At 38.4% G+C, this 15,182-nt stretch carries 12 protein-coding genes; 9 read left to right on the top strand and 3 right to left on the bottom strand.

Annotation, left to right across the window (positions count from 1 at the left end; genetic code table 11):
- Positions 1-67 precede the first annotated feature (67 nt).
- From HQN83_RS17460 to HQN83_RS17450, 3 genes are all read left to right on the top strand, one after another.
- Entirely contained in the window at positions 68-3,220 is a 3,153-nt protein-coding gene (locus HQN83_RS17460; RefSeq protein ID WP_173091740.1) for a DNA gyrase/topoisomerase IV subunit A, read from the top strand.
- Between the two features lie 138 nt (positions 3,221-3,358).
- Positions 3,359-3,658, top strand: coding sequence for a hypothetical protein (locus HQN83_RS17455; RefSeq protein WP_173091738.1), 300 nt, complete (start codon positions 3,359-3,361; stop codon positions 3,656-3,658).
- A 52-nt stretch (positions 3,659-3,710) separates the two neighbouring features.
- Positions 3,711-4,148: a tail fiber domain-containing protein gene (locus tag HQN83_RS17450; protein ID WP_173091736.1), complete on the top strand. Its 438-nt coding sequence runs from the start codon at positions 3,711-3,713 to the stop codon at positions 4,146-4,148.
- A 55-nt stretch (positions 4,149-4,203) separates the two neighbouring features.
- On the opposite strand, the gene HQN83_RS17445 is transcribed toward HQN83_RS17450, so the two are convergent.
- Both HQN83_RS17445 and HQN83_RS17440 read right to left on the bottom strand, forming a co-directional pair.
- Positions 4,204-6,519 carry a M1 family metallopeptidase gene (locus tag HQN83_RS17445; RefSeq protein ID WP_173091734.1) on the bottom strand — a complete coding sequence of 772 codons (2,316 nt, stop codon included), beginning with the start codon at positions 6,517-6,519 and terminating at the stop codon, positions 4,204-4,206.
- Positions 6,520-6,523: 4 nt separating this feature from the next.
- Positions 6,524-7,111 carry a HupE/UreJ family protein gene (locus HQN83_RS17440; protein ID WP_173091732.1) on the bottom strand — a complete coding sequence of 196 codons (588 nt, stop codon included), beginning with the start codon at positions 7,109-7,111 and terminating at the stop codon, positions 6,524-6,526.
- Between the two features lie 70 nt (positions 7,112-7,181).
- Here HQN83_RS17440 and HQN83_RS17435 point away from each other — a divergent pair, with 70 nt between their 5' ends.
- Entirely contained in the window at positions 7,182-7,658 is a 477-nt protein-coding gene (locus HQN83_RS17435; RefSeq protein WP_173091730.1) for a DUF6702 family protein, read from the top strand.
- A gap of 243 nt (positions 7,659-7,901) precedes the next feature.
- Here HQN83_RS17435 and HQN83_RS17430 read toward each other — a convergent pair whose 3' ends face one another.
- The gene (locus tag HQN83_RS17430; protein ID WP_173091728.1) at positions 7,902-8,945 is read right to left on the bottom strand and encodes a hypothetical protein; all 1,044 of its coding nucleotides are present in this window, start codon (positions 8,943-8,945) and stop codon (positions 7,902-7,904) included.
- A 210-nt stretch (positions 8,946-9,155) separates the two neighbouring features.
- Here HQN83_RS17430 and HQN83_RS17425 point away from each other — a divergent pair, with 210 nt between their 5' ends.
- The 5 genes from HQN83_RS17425 to HQN83_RS17405 all read left to right on the top strand — a co-directional run bounded on the left by HQN83_RS17425 (position 9,156) and on the right by HQN83_RS17405 (position 15,138).
- Entirely contained in the window at positions 9,156-11,249 is a 2,094-nt protein-coding gene (locus HQN83_RS17425; RefSeq protein WP_173091726.1) for a TonB-dependent receptor plug domain-containing protein, read from the top strand.
- A gap of 27 nt (positions 11,250-11,276) precedes the next feature.
- A complete protein-coding gene (locus HQN83_RS17420) occupies positions 11,277-12,359 on the top strand; it encodes an HmuY family protein (protein ID WP_173091724.1) in 1,083 nt (360 codons plus the stop codon).
- A gap of 71 nt (positions 12,360-12,430) precedes the next feature.
- Entirely contained in the window at positions 12,431-13,300 is an 870-nt protein-coding gene (locus HQN83_RS17415; protein ID WP_246254537.1) for a heme/hemin ABC transporter substrate-binding protein, read from the top strand.
- A gap of 8 nt (positions 13,301-13,308) precedes the next feature.
- Positions 13,309-14,355, top strand: coding sequence for a FecCD family ABC transporter permease (locus HQN83_RS17410; protein ID WP_317172518.1), 1,047 nt, complete (start codon positions 13,309-13,311; stop codon positions 14,353-14,355).
- Positions 14,356-15,138 (top strand): heme ABC transporter ATP-binding protein, encoded by a 783-nt coding sequence (locus HQN83_RS17405; RefSeq protein ID WP_173091722.1) that lies wholly within the window; start codon positions 14,356-14,358, stop codon positions 15,136-15,138.
- Positions 15,139-15,182: the final 44 nt, after the last annotated feature.

Genomic DNA, 15,182 nt, shown 5'->3' with positions numbered 1-15,182 from the left:
TGTTAAAAACTTCTGTTCCTAATATTTCATTCCAACCCTTATATTTACAAAATCCAATCCTTTTTTGATGAGCGACGAAATAGAAAACAACATAAACGAAGAAAGCAAGCATACTATAATCCCTATCAACGGGCTTTATGAAAACTGGTTCCTCGATTATGCCTCTTACGTAATTCTTGATCGCGCGGTTCCCCACATCAACGATGGTTTAAAACCGGTTCAGCGACGCATCATGCACTCTCTAAGAGAGATGGATGATGGACGTTTTAATAAAGCCGCCAACGTTATCGGAAATACCATGAAATATCACCCTCATGGTGATGCTTCTATTGGCGATGCGATGGTACAAATTGGACAAAAGGAACTGCTGATAGATTGCCAGGGTAACTGGGGTGATCCGGTAACTGGTGATAGTGCTGCTGCGGCCCGTTACATCGAAGCGCGTTTATCTAAATTTGCAAACGAAGTAGTGTTTAATCCGGATACTACAGTTTGGCAATTGAGTTATGATGGTCGTAACAACGAGCCTATTACCCTGCCTGTTAAGTTTCCTTTACTATTGGCGCAAGGAGCGGAAGGTATTGCGGTAGGTTTGGCTACCAAGGTTATGCCTCACAATTTTCTGGAACTTATTGATGCTTCTATTGAAGTATTAAAAGGAACCAGACCAAATATCCTTCCTGATTTCTTTACCGGCGGTATGGCCGATTTCTCTGCATATAACGAAGGTATGCGTGGAGGTAAAATCAGGGTAAGGGCAAAAATTACAGAAAAAGACAAGAAAACACTCGTAATAACCGAGATACCATACAGTACAACAACAGGTTCAGTAATTGATAGCGTATTATCTGCTAACGATAAGGGTAAAATCAAGATCAAAAAGATTGAAGACAATACCGCGCAACATGTGGAGATCGTTATCCACCTTGCGCCCGGTATTTCGCCCGATGTAACCATTGATGCCTTGTATGCTTTCACTTCATGCGAGGTTTCTATTTCTCCAAATACTTGCGTAATTAAGGATGATAAACCTCAATTTTTGAGTGTTAATGATATCCTTACTGAGAACACGCACAATACCAAGAACCTGTTAAAACAGGAGCTGGAAATTAAGTTGCATGAATTGCAGGAAAGAATATTCTTTAGTTCATTACTAAAGATCTTCATTCAGGAAGGCATGTACAAAAACTCAGACTACGAGAACTCTGGTAACTTTGAAATAGTTGTTGAGGTCTTAAACCGCTTATTCGAGCCATTTAAGCCAGATTTATACAGAGAGATTCAGCCTGAAGATTTCAAGAAACTTATTGATAAACCAATGAGTAGTATTACCCGCTTTGACGTTAAAAAGGCGGATGATCAGATGAAAGCTTTAGCTGATGAGATCAAAGTTGTAAAGAACCACCTACGTCATTTAACTGATTATACGATTGCCTGGTTCCAGAGACTTAGAGATAAGTACGGTAAGGGCAAAGAACGTAAAACGGAAATTCGTTTGTTCGATAGGGTAGAAGCTTCTAAAGTTGCTTTGGCTAACGTAAAATTATACCTAAACCGCGAAGACGGTTTTGTGGGTACTGGTTTGCGTAAAGATGAATTTATTGCGGATTGTTCTGATATTGATGAAATCATCGTTTTCAGAGAAGATGGTAAATGCATCATCACCAAAGTAGCTGATAAAACCTTTGTGGGTAAAGGAATTCTCCATGCTCAGGTCTTTAAAAAGGGCGATGAGCGTACCATCTATAACATGATCTATAAGGACGGTGCCAGTGGGGTATCGTACATTAAACGTTTCGCCGTAGTAGGCGTAACTCGCGATAAAGAATATGACCTTACCAAAGGAAGTAAAGGCTCTAAAGTGTTGTACTTTACTGCAAATCCTAACGGAGAAGCAGAAGTAGTTACCGTACAGTTAAAACCACATACCAAGCTTAAAAAGCTTCAGTTTGATCTGGATTATGCCGAAATAGCAATTAAAGGGCGTGGATCTCAAGGTAATATTGTATCCAAATATCCTATCAAAAAGGTACTGTTAAAAACCAAAGGCGTATCTACACTTTCCGGACTTAAAATATGGTACGATGATCTGCTTAGAAGACTTAACGTTGACGGCAGAGGTAAATACCTTGGCGAATTTGATGGCGACGATAAAATATTACAGGTTCATAAAGAGGGATGGTATGAGCTAAGTACTTTCGAATTGAGCAATCACTTTGATGCTGACCTGATCCTCATCCAGAAGTTTGATCCTGAAAAACCATTTACAGTTGTACAATACGAAGGAAAAGCTAAAAACTATTTTGTCAAGAGGTTTGTATTTGAACCAATTGCTGTAGGTAAAAAAGGTAACCTGATTAGTGAAGAGCAAGGATCAAAATTCCTTTACTTAACTAGTAATCCTGAAGCAGTTTTAACCGTTGATGTACTTAAAGGTAAAACACAAACTCCTGAAACGTTAGAAATTCTGCTGGCAGAGTTTATTGATGTAAAGGGTATAAAGGCTAACGGAAACAGACTGAGCCAACATGATGTGAAAAACCTGAGTATTTCCAATCATGAAGAGGCGGAACTGGTTTTAGAAAGTAAGGCTACTGCCTCAGAGACTTCTTCTAATGAGGAACAATCTGAAGAAGAAATTACTGAATCAACTGATGAGGTAACTATTACAGAAACTGAATCGGAGGAGGTAGAAGATGCAGCTCCGGAAGAAATTGAAGCTTCAGAAGAACCGGAGGCTGAAGCTGAAGAAACGGAAGTTGAAACAGCAGCAGAGGAACCTGTTGCTAAAGTAGAAGAGGTTGCAGAAAAACCGAAGCCTGTTGAAAAGAAACCATTTGTTGTTGCTAAAGAAACAAAACCTGCACCTAAAGAAGAACCTGTAGAAAAGGTTGAGGAAAAAGCAGTGGAAAAACCAGCAGCGGCTCCAGTTGCTGAAGGAAAACCTAAAAAAGCATGGGGAGCTCCAAAAGCACCTGAAAAAGAGCCAGAAGCAAAGCCTGAGGCTAAGGAAGTAGTAGAGACTAAGAAAGAAGCAGCCAAGGAAGAGCCTAAAGCCAAACCGGAACCTAAAGAAGCTGTGGAGACTAAAAAGGAAGCAACTAAAGAGGAACCTGAAGCTAAACCAAAAGCCGAAACTCCAACAAAGGAAATCAAGTTTGAGATCACAAATCCTAATGATATAGAAATTGATGATAAAGGACAGTTAGGCTTATTTTAAGCCTAACATCCTGATCTTCGCTATTTTCACATCATTAAATTTATGTCATTTTCTGCTTAAACATAGCGTGATTTTAATTTAGATAAATATATTTGTCGGATTACAGATCACAATTAAAAGATAGATACTACTTAGTTTATGTTGAAACAGTTGACGGGCATTCTTATTTTACTTTCATTTTTGCTGGTAAAGCATGCCTCGTTATTTCCTGTAACTAACGATAAACAAACAGTAGCAATCCATCAAACCGATCACGACTCTGAGTCCTCAGAGGAAGAAAAAGAATTAAAAAATCTGGAACTTACTGATGATGTGTTTATTCATCAGCCAACTGTTGAACTTGCGCATACATTAACCTCAAAAAAGGTTAATTATACTTATGTAAAGCGTACCGTATCCTCAGAGATTTCATTACCATACCCCCCTCCAGAAGCCTGATTGTAAATATATTACAATCAAAATTCACACATTACACAATAAATTTATTTTTATGAGATATCCTTTAGTATCAAAAGGTGCCGTATTAGGCATTTTATTAAGCGCAACTGCATTGTCGGTAAATGCACAAAAAATTGAAGAGCAAGAATTAAAAGTTAACGTAGATAAGATCTCTAATTCTACAGCACACTTAAAAAACTTAGAACCTGTAACTTTTAAGTATGATGTACAGAAGTACAAGCATCTTAAATTACCTGCTGGCGAGCAGTATGGCTTCCTTGCAAGTAACGTACAATCAGAATACCCGGCTATGGTTTACGAGGCCACTAAAATATATGACAAGGGCAAGAACAATGCAAAAGTTGCCAGATATAGCGAAGTACAGTCAGAAAACCTGATTCCGGTATTAGTAGCCGCAATTAAGGAGCAGCAGGAACAAATTGACCTGCTTAAAAAAGAATTAAACCTCTTGAAAGAGAAGTCTAAATAGTTAGTTTTTTTTGTTTTAGTATCTTTGAAAAAGCCATCGCGAGATGGCTTTTTAATTACTTCTGTTTTTTAGATTGCTGCATTGGGTTTAATGTAGGCAGGTTTTGCTCCTTAAACAATTCAAACCTGGTAGCCTGGTTTTTTCTTGGCCATGAATTGTTGCTTTCATCAATATCAGCTGTTTCTCTGTTAGGATCCAATTGTACAGAAACAACTTCCTTATCCTTAGCAAAAACCTTGGTTATTCTGTTCTCGTTTTTTCTCCATACATAAGCAGGAATCCTGTCCGTTTCAGTGCTGCCATCCTTAAATGTCCATTCAATAATTAAAGGCATCACTAAACCGCCCAGATTAGAAAAATCAAGCTCATAAAAGTTCTTTTTGCTCTCATAGATTTTTTTCTCTTCAGCACCTAAAGATTTATAATAATCCTGGAATTGCTCATCAGCAGTTTGACTAACCTCAAAGCGATCAAACTTATTGTAATAATCTTGCAAGCTGGTGTCTTGTTCAATAGCGAACTTTACACCCTCAGCCTTATTACGTTCTCTGCTTAGGTATTTGTTGTCTTTATCATAAGCTTTCTTGTTCTCCGCATTTTCAGTAGCCTGTTTCATGCTGTTCATGCGATAGTAACGAACACTATTCAATGAAATATCTACAGGATCAGTACCAAAGAACCAACCTCTCCAAAACCAGTCAAGGTCTACTGCCGAAGCATCTTCCAATGTTCTGAACATATCTGCAGGGGTAGGGTGTTTAAAAGCCCATCGCTTTGCGTATTCTTTAAAAGCATAATCAAAAAGCTCCCTGCCCATTATGGTTTCTCTTAAAATATTTAGGGCTGTAGCAGGTTTAGCATAAGCATTAGGGCCAAAATTCACGATGTTCTCAGAATTAGTCATGATAGGCTCCAGTTGATCTTTAGGCATTTTCATGTAGTCAACAATCTTATGCGCCGGACCTCTTTGCGAAGGATAATTGTTATCCCATTCCTGTTCTGCCATAAATTGGCAAAATGTATTTAAACCCTCATCCATCCAGGTCCATTGTCTTTCGTCAGAGTTCACAATCATTGGAAAGAAGTTGTGGCCAACCTCGTGCATAATCACACTGATTACGCCATATTTAAGCGACTCAGTATATGAACCATCCTTTTCTGCACGACCATGATTAAAACAAATCATAGGGTATTCCATCGCATTAGAAGCCTCAACCGATATGGCCACCGGGTATGGGTAAGGAATAGTATGCTTAGAATAGGATTTTAAAGTATGGGCAACAACCTTAGTGGAATACCTGCTGTAAATAGGGTAGGCCTCTGGACCATAATACGACATGGCCATTGTTTTTTTACCATCAATATAGGTAGCCATGGCATCCCAAACCAATCTTCTTGAAGATATCCAAGCGAAATCTCTTACGTTTTCAGCCACATAAGTCCAGGTCTTTTTTGCAGTACTCTTCTTCGTCATGGCCGATTTAGCCTCACTAAGATTTATAACTTCCAAAGGAGCTTTTGCTGTTTGAGCTTCATTCCAACGCTTTAAACTTGTTGCACTTAAAACCTGTGGATAGTTCTGACATTCGCCCGTTGCACCAACCACATGGTCGGCCGGAACAGTCATGTTCACCTTGTAATTTCCAAATACGAGGGCAAACTCACCTCTGCCTTCAAATTGCTTGTTCTGCCACCCCTGAAAATCGGAGTAAACAGCCATGCGTGGAAACCATTGTGTGATGGTAAACAGGTAGTTGTCATCCTCAGGGAAATACTCATAACCACCTCTTCCGTGCACAATTTTACGGTCAGAGATGTTATAATTCCAGGTTATCTTTAACTTAAATTTTTCCTTAGGTTTAAGTACCATAGGCAAGTCAATTCGCATCATGGTATTGTTAATTACATACGGAAGAGGAGTGCCTTTCTCGTCAGTAATTTTAATGATTTTAACCCCAAGATCATCATTACGACCAATAATATCAGAGAAATCATCCAATGTCATTTTCTCTTTTATTTTGCTGGTCTGCGTAAGCTTGTTATCACTAGTAGCTTTATTCTGATTCTCATCAAGCTGCACCCATAAATAGCTTAAAGGATCAGGTGAATTGTTATAGTAAGTGATTGTTTCAGATCCATTTAACTTAAGATTCTTTTCATCCAGTTCGGCATTGATCTCATAATCTGCCCTTTGCTGCCAGTAGGCTGGTCCCGGTGCGCCCGAAGCAGAGCGATAATAATTGGGGTCGGAAAGCATAGTGCCCAGCTGTTCAAATTTATTACCATGATTTGAACCCGGATTATTTAATGATTGTGCATATACACCGGCATTAAAAACTAATGCAGTAGCTAGAAGTAAAAGTTTCTTCATTTTGTTAGTTAAGGATTGCATGGACGCGCTCGGCGGCCATTACAAATGATATACCAAATATAGCGGATGAAAGGAAGAAATTCCAGTCCCAGCGCTTAATTTTTATGATCATAATCAGGATGAATGAAAGTAGGAGTACACCAACAACAATCAGCACCTGACCAAATTCTAATCCTAAATTAAAGCCCAGTAATTCAACAACGATGCTGCTGCTTTTGCCAAGCAGACTTTTCAGGTAATTAGAGAAACCCATACCGTGTATCAATCCAAAGAAAAGCGCTAAAGTGTATTTTAACCTTATGGCCTTAGGTTTAGGCTTTTTATTAAGGATATTGGATAATGCTGTTATCAGGATAGTAACAGGGATTAAAAACTCAATAAGCGCAGAATTTACATGCACAACATTTAACACACTTAAGGCTAAAGTAATGCTATGGCCAACGGTAAATGCGGTAACCAAAATTAGTACTCTTTTCCAGTCGGAGATGGTATAAATACCACAAAGAGCAAGTAAGAAAAGTATATGATCGTAGCCCTGCCAATCTAAAATATGGTGCCAGCCAAGATCAAAATAGAGTTTGAAATCTTGCATTGTAGTTTAAAGTTGTAATTTTGAATACAGAATAGCAAGAAATATTCTATTTTATATCTACCTATACAAAATGTTACAACTTATTTTATTTTTTTGGTTAAATATATTTCATCCGTTTTACGTTAGCGTAACTGAGGTAGATTATAGTCCAAAAACAAAAACTGTACAGGTAAGTGTTCGTGTGTTTTTTGATGATTTTGAAAGCGCACTTGATAAGCGCTATAAAACAAGCATCAATATTCTGAAGCCTAAAGATCGTAAGCAGGTAGATGGCTTGATCTCTGACTATGTTAAAAACCACTTACAGATTAAGGCTAATAACAAATTGCTTACCCTAAAATATTTAGGGTATCAGATTGAAGAGGATGCTGCATGGTGTTATTTCGAAAGTGAAAAAGTAGAGCGTGTGCAGAAGCTAAATATTCAAAACGACATACTCTTTGAACAGCACGATTCTCAGATCAATATGATTCATGCAACGGTAAATGGGAAGAGAAAAAGCACCAAACTTGATAACCCTGAAAGGTCTGTAGAATTTTCTTATTGAGCCTGTTAAAGTTCGGCGTTAGGTTATGGTTTTTTTAACGATTATCCAGACGTCGTCCAGGCATTGTCCAGTGGTCGTCCAGTGATTGTCCAGTTTGGGATGAATAAAATGTGGGTAGGGGCTGGTTGATTTTTTGATGATTTGTACTTATTTCAGCAGCTATCATATGGCTGGTAGGCATTAAATATACTGTATAAAAAAGGCGACTGTATCTCAGGTGATACAGTCGCCTTTTTTAGACGATTACTGGTATTGAATATAAACAGGAACTGGTTTCAATTTCATCAATTCTTCTGGAGTCATTAAACGCTTAGGCTCTTTTTTCAAATCATTTTTATAGAACAATTTGAAACCTGTAAACTGAACTGGCTCAGAGAAAATAAAGTGACGGTAAGTTCCTTTTTTAAGTTCTGGCTCACCCCATCCATCCATGTGCATTACAATTTGAACTTCCGGACGAAGTTTGATATTCTGCGCATTGGTTACCATCTTTTTTGTAAAACGGTGAACTACAAATACTTTTGGAGGCAAGTTGTATTTCTTTACCAAGTTAGTTAAATACTGAGAAACATAGTTGATATCAGCAGCATCGTAAGTTCCGATTCTTTTACCTGGTAATGAACCATCTTTCATAGAGAATTCAGGATCTATGCCTAAATGCACAAATGGTAATTGTAAGTATTTTTCTATGTGAGGTAACTCAGCTTTAATGTTACTAAGTGCAACCTGTAAATCTAAAAATACGATGGTATTAGGACGCATTTTAGCGATCTTTAATACAGAGTCAATCTGTGAGTTGGCCATACGGTTGATGTATTTGCCATCTCTACCCGGAGTACCACTTGCTACAGCAGCAATGTAGTGTAAACCTGGTTGTACCGGAGTAGAAGGATCAACTTTTTCCCAATGTTTAACTTCGGCATCTAGTCTTTTCCACATTTCTTTTGGAGCATATTCTCCAAGAGCACCCATTTTTTTAGAGTGTAAGTTTCCATAATAAACAACAATACGTTTAAATGGAAGTATAGCACCCGCTAATGGATATGGTTGTTTTTTAACCGGCCATTTACCTGTGGTATCGCCATTGGCTAATTTTGCCATAATTGAATCATACTTTGCAGTATCAATCGGTCCGCGCAAATCTTCTTTTGTTTCAGATGCTGTCGAATCTCCAGGGGCAGTTTTTGTTTGGCCATTGGCCTTTTTAACGTCCGAGGTGCAGCTTATAAACACACCAACTGAAGCCATTCCGACTAAAAGCATCCCTGCTAGATGAGATAATTTCATTTTTTATACTTGTTTTTTATGGTAAGATAAGATGTTAATGTTGGGTAACATTTTACATTATTAAACTTTTACAAGTATACCACTCTCCTGTATAATAAAAAAGCTGGTTATCAGGGTTAATTAAAATATTTCTATTTATTGTTTGGAATTAGTCTAAATAAGTTCTTATACTTGCGGTGTTATTTAAAATTATTCTAAATAGATCGTTTAATGAGAATTGGTTTACTATTAATGGCTGTATTTTTTATCGTTTCAACAACGCAGGCGCAAGAGAAACGCGCGGGCAGAGAGTTGAAAAGAGATACAACAGCTAATTGCCTAAAGGAAGTTGTGGTTACAGGCGAATATCAACCTCAATCATTAAGAAATTCAGTTTACAGAACTCGCATCATTAATTCAGAACGTATTCGTTTACGTGCCGCAACAAATGTTCAACAGGTATTAAATACAGAATTGGGCTTCAGGTTTTCTAATGATATGACACTTGGAACAAGTGATGTGATGTTAATGGGGATGTCGGGGAGGAATGTTAAAATCCTTTTGGATGGTGTTCCGATGATAGACAGGGGTGATACCAGAGAAAGTTTAAATCAGATTGACATCAACTCGATTGAACGTATAGAGATAGTTGAAGGGCCACTTTCAGTGTCTTATGGTACTGATGCACTTGCAGGCGTAATCAATATCATAACAAAAAGAGCAGCTAAAGAAATATTAAGCATTAATGCAAGGGTGCAAGAGGAAACAGTAGGGGATGAATATTCACCTTTCCGCAAAAAAGGATCTCACCTGCAAAATGTAGGAGCAAGCTGGCAGAACAAGGGCTGGAGTGTTCTTGGAGGAGTAACACATAACGATTTTAACGGTTTTAACAGTGCACCTGCTTTGGCTACTTCAGCACAGATTGCAGCTGATATCAACAGGTGGAAGCCTAAAGAGCAATGGTTGGGGAATGGTCGCCTGGGTTATAATAGTGATAAGTTAAATGTATGGTACCGAATGGATTATGCTGATGAGACTATTTTAAGCAAAGGCGGCTATAACCCAAACATTTTTAAAGCGGTTAATCAAAAATACATTACCAACAGGTATACACAGCAATTACAGGGCGATTACAAGCTAACTGATAAATTACAGCTTAGCGGAATATTGGGCTATTCTAATTTAAAACGTACAACCAAAAGCGTGCTGCACGATTATTCTACAGGAACAGAAGAGCTGTCTGGCGGTGCCGGCGAGCAGGATGTAGCCAAATTTCAATCTACATCCATCCGTGCAACAGCTCAGTATAGATTTTCGGATCAGTTGTCTTTTCAACCTGGTATAGAGGTTAATCTGGACGGTTCAAGCGGGGCAAGAATTAAAGGAGATCCTTCAATTAATGATTATGCTTTCTTTATCTCTTCTGAATGGAAGGTTACAGATGGCATAACGATAAGACCGGGAGCTCGTTTTATTAAAAATTCGGTTTACGATGCACCTCCGGTAATTCCATCACTAAATACGAAGTTCAGGTTAAATAAGGATTTCGATTTACGTTTAGGCTATGCAAGTGGCTTCCGTTCTCCAGCTTTGCGTGAGTTGTACTATGATTTCTTTGATGCCAGCCATTCTATTTTAGGAAATGAGAACCTGAAAGCAGAACAGTCGCATAGTTTTACCGGATCGTTAACTTTTACCAGATCGGATAATGAAAACGTTGATTTCCGCTCGGTTGTAAGTGGCTTTTATAATACTTTCAGAAATAGAATAGACTTCGGTCTTTCTGCAAGCGACCCTACAATTACTACCCTTATAAATGTTTCCCGCTACAAAACAACCGGAGGAACTTTTGAAAACACTTTAACGCTTAATGATTTGCAGATTTCCCTGGGGCTTTCTTACATCGGTATTAACAATCGCTTTGTTGCCGATGCACCAAAGCCAGGGGAGTCTGATGAATTTGCATGGACACCAGAGGTGAATAGCAATATCACTTATACATTTTCTAAGATTGGTACCACTGTAAATCTAGCCTATAAGTTTTCGGGAAGAAGACCTTTTTATCAGCTAAATACAGTTGGTGGAGTTGATCAGGTTAGTCTTGAAAGAACAGGTTCTTACAGCACGGCCGATCTGATGATCAACAAAAAAATATTTAAATCACTTAATCTGAATGCAGGAGTTAAAAACCTGTTCGATGTAACCACCATTAGCAGCACATCGGTTGCAACGGGTTCGGCACACTCAACAGGTGGCCCGGTTCCTTTGAATTACGGACGCTCTTATGTGGTCGGATTAAGCTATAACTGGAACAAGAATTAGATTATTAATTATAACACGTATAAAATCATGAACAAATTTACTCAACTCGTTGCCCTATTGTGTTTTACCACCGCCTTTACTTCTTGTAGTAAAGATGAAAATCCGCTAGTAGAGGTTCCGGTGTCGGATGGCACAACACTAACATTAAATGGCATAGCAGGTGCTGAAGCAGGAAGTAGTGCTGCTAACAGTGTTTATATAGATTTAAGCGGTGCACAGCAAACTGCAGTGCTTCGAAACAGCTGGGCTTTAGGTTTTTATTCGGGCAATGAATTTAAAGTTGTTTTGAATGGAGCTTCAGGAGCTTCGGCAAAGAAATTAGATAAAACAGATTTAAACGCGGTAACTGAGGCAGATTTTAAAGTGTCTGATTTAACCATCGCTCTTGGTGCAACAGGCCCTGATGCAGAGACTGAGTTTAAGAAATTTGATGATCCAAGAGAAGCCAATATTTTGAATAAGACTGCAATTGAAACTGTTTCTTCAACAGATTCTGAAAATAAAGTATATCTGGTAAGTCCAATTGGTGGTAGTCATAGTGCAGTAATAAGTGCTGAGACTGTTTACAAAGTAAGAATTTTGCGCAAAGCAAATGGCTATACTTTGCAATATGCTAAGCTAAAGGAAACTACTTTTAAATCTGTTGACATTGTTAAAGATGCCAATTCAAACTATAACTTTTTCTCTCTTACAGATGGTAAACCGGTAAGTGTTGAGCCTGCGAAAGCCAATTGGGATCTTGTATGGAGCTGGACGATGTATTATGGTACAAATCAGGACGGTATTTTCCCTTACAGCTTTTCTGATATAGTTTTCAGCAATAGCCTTAATGGTGTTCAGGTAGCTCAGGTTCAAACTTCGGTAGTAAGTTATGCGAATTTCTCTGAGTCGAACCTTAGTGCTGTAACATTTAATGCAAAGAGAGATGCAATTGGTGATAAGTGGAGAAATACAACCGGTACTGCGATAGGTGTAAAAACCGATTCGTTTTACATTGTAAAAGATGGTGCTGGCAATATATATAAATTGAAATTTAACAGTTTTCATGCAAGCGATGGCGGAGTTCGTGGTAAGCCTGTAGTAGAATATAAACTAGTTAAAAAAGGATAAACGTTTGGTTTAGTTTGGTTAGATGAGGATGCTTTCTGCCCCCAGAAAGCTCCTCTTTTTAAACACTGATTATGAAAAAAATAGTAATGCTGGCGATGGCCGCTGCCATGTTTAGTGCATGCAGAAACACTAGTGAAAACAATACAGCAAGACAATTGCCTGATAGTGTGAAAATAGTTTCTTTAAATGGAACGGTAAGCGAAATTGTTGCCGGACTAGGTTTAGAAAAAAACATAGTAGGTACGGATATAACAAGTAGCTATCCGGAAAGCTTAAAAAGTAAGCCTAAGGTTGGTCACAATAGTAAGATCAATGTAGAGGGTGTTTTGTCTTTACAGCCTAACATTGTTGTAGGCATTGAGAAAGAAGTATCTCCACAACTTGCAGCTCAGTTTAAAACTGCCGGAATTAAATTGTTATTGTTTAAGCAGGATTTCTCTGTAGATGGTGCTAAAAATTTAATCCGTTCTGTTGGCGATAGTTTATTGCAACAGGCTAAAGCAGATTCTTTAATTAAAGTATTTGACGTAGAAGTAGCATCAGCTCAAAAACAAATTACCAATACTAAAAAAGCCAAAGTACTATTTATTTATGCCCGCGGTACAGGAACAATGATGGTTGGTGGTTTAGGTACACAGGTAGATAAGGTAATTCAGTTAGCTGGTGCAGAAAATGCAGTAACAGGGTTTTCTGAATATAAACCTTTAACCTCCGAAGCATTGGTTAAAGCCAATCCTGATGTAATCTTATTGTTTGATGATGGTTTGCAAAGTTTAGGTGGTGCACAAGGATTGGAAACGGTTCAGGGTATTGCACAAACAAATGCTGGTAAAAACAAGAAGTTCGTTACCATGGATGGTGCTTTGCTTACCAGTTTCGGTTTGCGTTTAGGAAAGGCAATAACAGAATTATCAGGCAAAATTAACGAGGTAGTTAAATAGCAACAGGGGTGATTAAAAAAACAGGATATATTATTGTACTGCTTGCAGTGGTGCTGATTGTAACGATGGTGGTTTCTTCCTGTATTGGTGCTGTATATATCAGTTTTTCTGAACTGTTATCTATGATTAGTTACCATACTGGGTTATCCGATCATCAGGGTTTTACATCGCAACAGGCATCCGTATTTTTTAATCTTCGTTTGCCAAGAGTATTATTGGGTGGGCTTATTGGTGCGGCTTTGGGTGTTTCCGGTGCTGCGATTCAAGGCTTATTCCGTAATCCACTTGCAGAACCCGGTTTAATAGGTATATCATCGGGTGCTACGTTATTTGCAGTAATTATGATTGTGCTGGAGATTAGCATTTTTAAAAATCTTACAGGCACATTAAGCTTTTACGCTTTGTCAATTGCCGCATTTATTGGTGCCGGAATTACCACAATGATTGTTTATCGCATTGCGATGAAGAATGGTAAAACTGTTATAACAACTTTATTACTGGCCGGATTGGCAATTAATGCATTTGCAAACTCGTTTATTGGGTTGATGACTTACATGGCTACCGATGCACAATTACGAAACATTACCTTTTGGAATCTTGGAAGTTTAGGCGGTGCCAGCTGGCAAACAGTGAGTGCATTGTTGCCCTTTGTTTTAATCCCGATTGTTACGCTTCCCTTTTTTGCGAAATCTTTAAATGCATTGGCGCTTGGAGAACCGCAGGCTTTGCATATGGGTGTAAATGTTAAAGTAGTTAAACGGATGATCATTATTTTGGCTACTATGGCTGTTGGTGCTTCTGTTGCTATGGCCGGAATAATTGGGTTTATTGGTTTAATTATTCCTCATATTATAAGGATGACATTTACAGCTGATCATAGGCTTGTAATTCCGGGATCGGCATTGCTTGGTGCTGCGTTATTAACTGGCGCCGACCTTATTGCCAGAACAATAGTTGCTCCTGCAGAACTTCCAATAGGCATATTAACTGCCATGATTGGTGTGCCTGTGTTTATATATATTATTATCTCTGAGAAAAATAAAAACAACCTATAGATGATCCGAGTAGAAGATTTAACGTATAAAGTTGGGAATAGAAAACTGGTAGATGGGCTGAGCTTTGAGGCTCACTCTGGAGAAATGCTTGCCATATTGGGTGCAAATGGGGCCGGTAAAAGTACTTTGATGAAATTGCTTTGCAGAGAAATACGGCCATCGGCAGGCAAGGTTTTTATTAAGGGAAAAGAGTTGATGAATTACAGGCTTGAAGATCTGGCAAAGACAAGAGCTGTGCTTTCTCAACACAATACTATTTCTGTTTCTTTTGTTGTTGATGAATTGGTAATGATGGGGCGTTATCCACATTTTGATCAGAAACCTGCTTCCAATGATTTTTCAGTAGTAAGGAGAGTAATGCAGGATACAGGGATAAGTCATTTGTCGGGCCGCGATTACAATACGCTTTCAGGTGGTGAGCAGCAACGGGTTCAATTGGCAAGGGTTATTGCGCAGGTTTATGATAGTCCGAATGCTTGTTTGTTATTGGATGAGCCAACAAATGGTTTGGATATTCAGTTTCAGCAACAGATTATGGTATTGGCACGTAAGCTGGCCGACAGAGGGTATTGTGTAATCTGTATTTTACACGACATCAATTATGCTTCTCGCTTTGCTGATAGGATATTGATGCTTAAAAATGGTAAAAAGGTTGCCGAGGGGATGCCTATTGACGTTATCAATTGCGATAATATACATGAGACTTTTAGTATTAAAGTAAAGCTTATGGCATGTGAAGATTACAATTGTCCGCTGGTTATACCGGCTACAAGTGTGAGTTAAGGAATAATATTTAAAAATAGAACGAATTAATTAAAACAATATAA

It is taken from the genome of Pedobacter foliorum, from assembly GCF_013266735.1.
Classification (GTDB): Bacteria; Bacteroidota; Bacteroidia; order Sphingobacteriales; family Sphingobacteriaceae; genus Pedobacter; species Pedobacter foliorum.
The sequence above is the reverse complement of the archived record's forward strand: the minus strand, read 5'-3'. Positions and strand labels throughout refer to the sequence as shown.

Bases quoted from the DNA above. Each gene is read 5' to 3' on its own strand.
- HQN83_RS17430 (WP_173091728.1), bottom strand. From the start codon at position 8,945: ATGAAATTATCTCATCTAGCAGGGATGCTTTTAGTCGGAATGGCTTCA.
- HQN83_RS17455 (WP_173091738.1), top strand. From the start codon at position 3,359: ATGTTGAAACAGTTGACGGGCATTCTTATTTTACTTTCATTTTTGCTG.
- HQN83_RS17405 (WP_173091722.1), top strand. From the start codon at position 14,356: ATGATCCGAGTAGAAGATTTAACGTATAAAGTTGGGAATAGAAAACTG.
- HQN83_RS17425 (WP_173091726.1), top strand. From the start codon at position 9,156: ATGAGAATTGGTTTACTATTAATGGCTGTATTTTTTATCGTTTCAACA.
- HQN83_RS17460 (WP_173091740.1), top strand. From the start codon at position 68: ATGAGCGACGAAATAGAAAACAACATAAACGAAGAAAGCAAGCATACT.
- HQN83_RS17415 (WP_246254537.1), top strand. From the start codon at position 12,431: ATGAAAAAAATAGTAATGCTGGCGATGGCCGCTGCCATGTTTAGTGCA.
- HQN83_RS17440 (WP_173091732.1), bottom strand. From the start codon at position 7,111: ATGCAAGATTTCAAACTCTATTTTGATCTTGGCTGGCACCATATTTTA.
- HQN83_RS17445 (WP_173091734.1), bottom strand. From the start codon at position 6,519: ATGAAGAAACTTTTACTTCTAGCTACTGCATTAGTTTTTAATGCCGGT.
- HQN83_RS17435 (WP_173091730.1), top strand. From the start codon at position 7,182: ATGTTACAACTTATTTTATTTTTTTGGTTAAATATATTTCATCCGTTT.
- HQN83_RS17420 (WP_173091724.1), top strand. From the start codon at position 11,277: ATGAACAAATTTACTCAACTCGTTGCCCTATTGTGTTTTACCACCGCC.
- HQN83_RS17450 (WP_173091736.1), top strand. From the start codon at position 3,711: ATGAGATATCCTTTAGTATCAAAAGGTGCCGTATTAGGCATTTTATTA.